This is a genomic window from Alphaproteobacteria bacterium, assembly GCA_035625915.1.
Taxonomy (GTDB): domain Bacteria; phylum Pseudomonadota; class Alphaproteobacteria; order JACZXZ01; family JACZXZ01; genus DATDHA01.
Map to the genome: position 1 here is coordinate 1 of DASPOR010000134.1, position 2,290 is coordinate 2,290.

Consider the following 2,290-nt stretch of genomic DNA (forward strand, 5'->3'; position numbering starts at 1 on the left):
GGTTGCGGGCCCATATCAGGGGCGTCGGGGCGCCCGGGTGGGGTCCCGGCAAAGTCGCTGAACAAGGACTTTGCAACCATGTCCCGCGTGCCGTCGCTTTCGAGCCCGTTTCTCCTTGGCTTCGACGACCTCGAGCGAGCGCTTGACCGCGTCGCGAAGGGGGCCGACGGATACCCGCCGTACAATATCGAGCGGCTGGCCCGCGACGGCGACCGCCCTGAGCGGCTTCGCATTTCGCTGGCCGTTGCGGGCTTTACCCGCGACCAGCTCGACGTCACGGTCGAGGAGAAGGAGCTGATCATCCGAGGGCGCCAACAGGACGACAAAACCCGGCAATTCCTCCATCGCGGCATTGCCACGCGTCAGTTCCAGCGGACCTTCGTGCTGGCTGACGGTATGGAGGTACTGGGAGCCGACCTGAAAAACGGGTTGCTGGCGATCGATCTGGTGCGTCCGGAATCGGAGCGCATCGTACGAACCATTGCCATCAAGGACCGAGAGTGACGAACCGAGGGACTCGGACAAGAAAGGAATCGCGGGCAATGAATTCCGAACGTGTCGTTCCCATCTCGCCAGAAGCACTCGCCGGCCTAGGCGGCGGCAAGATCGCCTACATCAAGTCGATCCGCTCCGAGGACGTGCGTGCCCTGTTCCCACAGGCCCCGCAGCTGGCTCCGGGCTTAAAGCTGTTTGCGCTGCACGCGGCCGACGGCACGCCCATCATGGTGACCGATAGCCGCGAGGCCGCCCTCGCCAACGCCTCAGACCAAGAGCTCGAAACCGTCAGCGTCCACTAAACGCCAATTTAAGGATGCCGCGAGACGGCGCGTACGCGTCTCAGGCCGCGGCCGGCGGGGTCACGGTCAGGACCGCGTAGAGCGCTTCGGCATCACGGGACTCGCGAAGCTTGCGGGCGATATCGCGGTCGCGCAGCAACCGCGCGATCCGGGCCAAAGCCTTGAGATGATCGGCCCCGGCGCCTTCCGGGGCCAACAAGAGAAAAACCAGGTCAACCGGTTGACCGTCGAGCGCGTCAAAATCGACGGGGCGCTCCAGGCGCGCAAACAGACCGAACAGCCGCTCGAGCTTGGCAAGTTTCCCATGCGGAATGGCGATGCCGTTGCCGATCCCGGTCGACCCCAGCTTCTCGCGCTGCAGCAGCGTCTCAAAGACGCCACGCTCGTTCTGATCCGTCAGCTTCGCCGCCTTGGCAGCGAGCTCCTGGAGCGCTTGCTTCTTGCTGTTGACCTTCAGCGCCGGAATGACCGCATTCGGCGCGACGAGATCGTTGAGCGGCATGGATACCGGTCCGCGGATCGGAGGACCTTGCTGATGCATTGTGGGTAAAGGCGGCGGACCATAGGGACCGACCGTGTTGCCGTCAATGGGCGCCCGCGGCGGAAAGCGCCGGTGGATCGACCCAGCCAATATGCCCGTCCGGCCGGCGATAGACCAGATTGACACGCCCATGTCCGGCGTGCCGGAACACCACCGCGGCCGCGCCGGTCAGGTCGAGTTCCCGAACCGCGTCGCCGACCGAGAGTCGTTTGAGCGCGGTCATCGATTCGGCGACGATCGCGGGATTGACGGCGACGGCCGGCGCTTCGCTCTCAGGGGGCACCACGACCCCGTCGCTCGGCGCTGCACCCGTCACTTCGTCGCGACGGCTCGGATGATCTTTGAGGCGTCGCTTGTAGCGCCGCAACCGTTTCTCGATGCGCGTCGCGGCCTGGTCGGCGCTCGCATAAGCATCGGCAGCGACCGCCTTGGCTTCGAGAGTCATCCCGGAATCAAGATGCAAGGCGCATTCGGTACGAAATCCAAATCCGTCCTTGCCGATCGTCACGTGCCCAGAATAGCCCCCGTCGAAATATTTCTCCAACGCTTCGCCAATCCGTGCGCTCACTCGTTGGCGCAGGGCCTCGCCAATGGCGATGTTCTTTCCCGACACCCGAAACGCCATCTCCTTGCTCGCTTTCTTTCTGCCTCCGTGCTCCGCCCCCCGCACTCTTTAAAGAGTCCACTCAAGCAGCTGCGCCGTCAAGTCGATGCGCAGCCGTCAGGTCGTCGCGCCGACCGCGCCCTGCTTATCCCGCCGGCGTTGAACCGATGAGGGAATCCGCATCGCTTCCCGATATTTTGCGACGGTACGCCGCGCAATGTCGATGCCGGCTTCCCGCAGCTTCTCCACGATGGTGTCGTCGGACAGAATATGCTGCGGCTGTTCGCCGTCGATCAAAAGCTTGATGCGATGCCGCACGGCTTCGGCCGAATGTGCTTCGCCGCCGTC

Annotated in this window: 5 protein-coding genes; 2 read left to right on the plus strand and 3 right to left on the minus strand. The window is 64.2% G+C overall.

Annotation, left to right across the window (positions count from 1 at the left end; translation table 11 throughout):
* The first annotated feature begins 78 nt into the window (after nucleotides 1-78).
* Both VEJ16_10890 and VEJ16_10895 read left to right on the plus strand, forming a co-directional pair.
* Nucleotides 79-504: an Hsp20 family protein gene (locus VEJ16_10890; protein ID HYB10168.1), complete on the plus strand. Its 426-nt coding sequence runs from the start codon at nucleotides 79-81 to the stop codon at nucleotides 502-504.
* A 38-nt stretch (nucleotides 505-542) separates the two neighbouring features.
* A complete protein-coding gene (locus VEJ16_10895; GenBank protein HYB10169.1) occupies nucleotides 543-797 on the plus strand; it encodes a DUF1150 domain-containing protein in 255 nt (84 codons plus the stop codon).
* A gap of 40 nt (nucleotides 798-837) precedes the next feature.
* On the opposite strand, the gene ptsN is transcribed toward VEJ16_10895, so the two are convergent.
* The 3 genes from ptsN to VEJ16_10910 form a co-directional block, all read right to left on the minus strand.
* Nucleotides 838-1,299, minus strand: a complete 462-nt coding sequence (ptsN, locus tag VEJ16_10900) for a PTS IIA-like nitrogen regulatory protein PtsN (GenBank protein HYB10170.1) — start codon at nucleotides 1,297-1,299, stop codon at nucleotides 838-840.
* 82 nt (nucleotides 1,300-1,381) lie between these two features.
* Nucleotides 1,382-1,963, minus strand: a complete 582-nt coding sequence (gene raiA, locus VEJ16_10905) for a ribosome-associated translation inhibitor RaiA (protein HYB10171.1) — start codon at nucleotides 1,961-1,963, stop codon at nucleotides 1,382-1,384.
* Nucleotides 1,964-2,059: 96 nt separating this feature from the next.
* The coding region (locus tag VEJ16_10910) for an RNA polymerase sigma-54 factor (GenBank protein ID HYB10172.1) at nucleotides 2,060-2,290 on the minus strand (231 nt) is incomplete at its 5' end.

Excerpts from the sequence above, each read along its gene's own strand:
- VEJ16_10890 (HYB10168.1), top strand. The coding sequence starts at position 79 with ATGTCCCGCGTGCCGTCGCTTTCGAGCCCGTTTCTCCTTGGCTTCGAC.
- VEJ16_10895 (HYB10169.1), top strand. The coding sequence starts at position 543 with ATGAATTCCGAACGTGTCGTTCCCATCTCGCCAGAAGCACTCGCCGGC.
- raiA (HYB10171.1), bottom strand. The coding sequence starts at position 1,963 with ATGGCGTTTCGGGTGTCGGGAAAGAACATCGCCATTGGCGAGGCCCTG.
- ptsN (HYB10170.1), bottom strand. The coding sequence starts at position 1,299 with ATGCCGCTCAACGATCTCGTCGCGCCGAATGCGGTCATTCCGGCGCTG.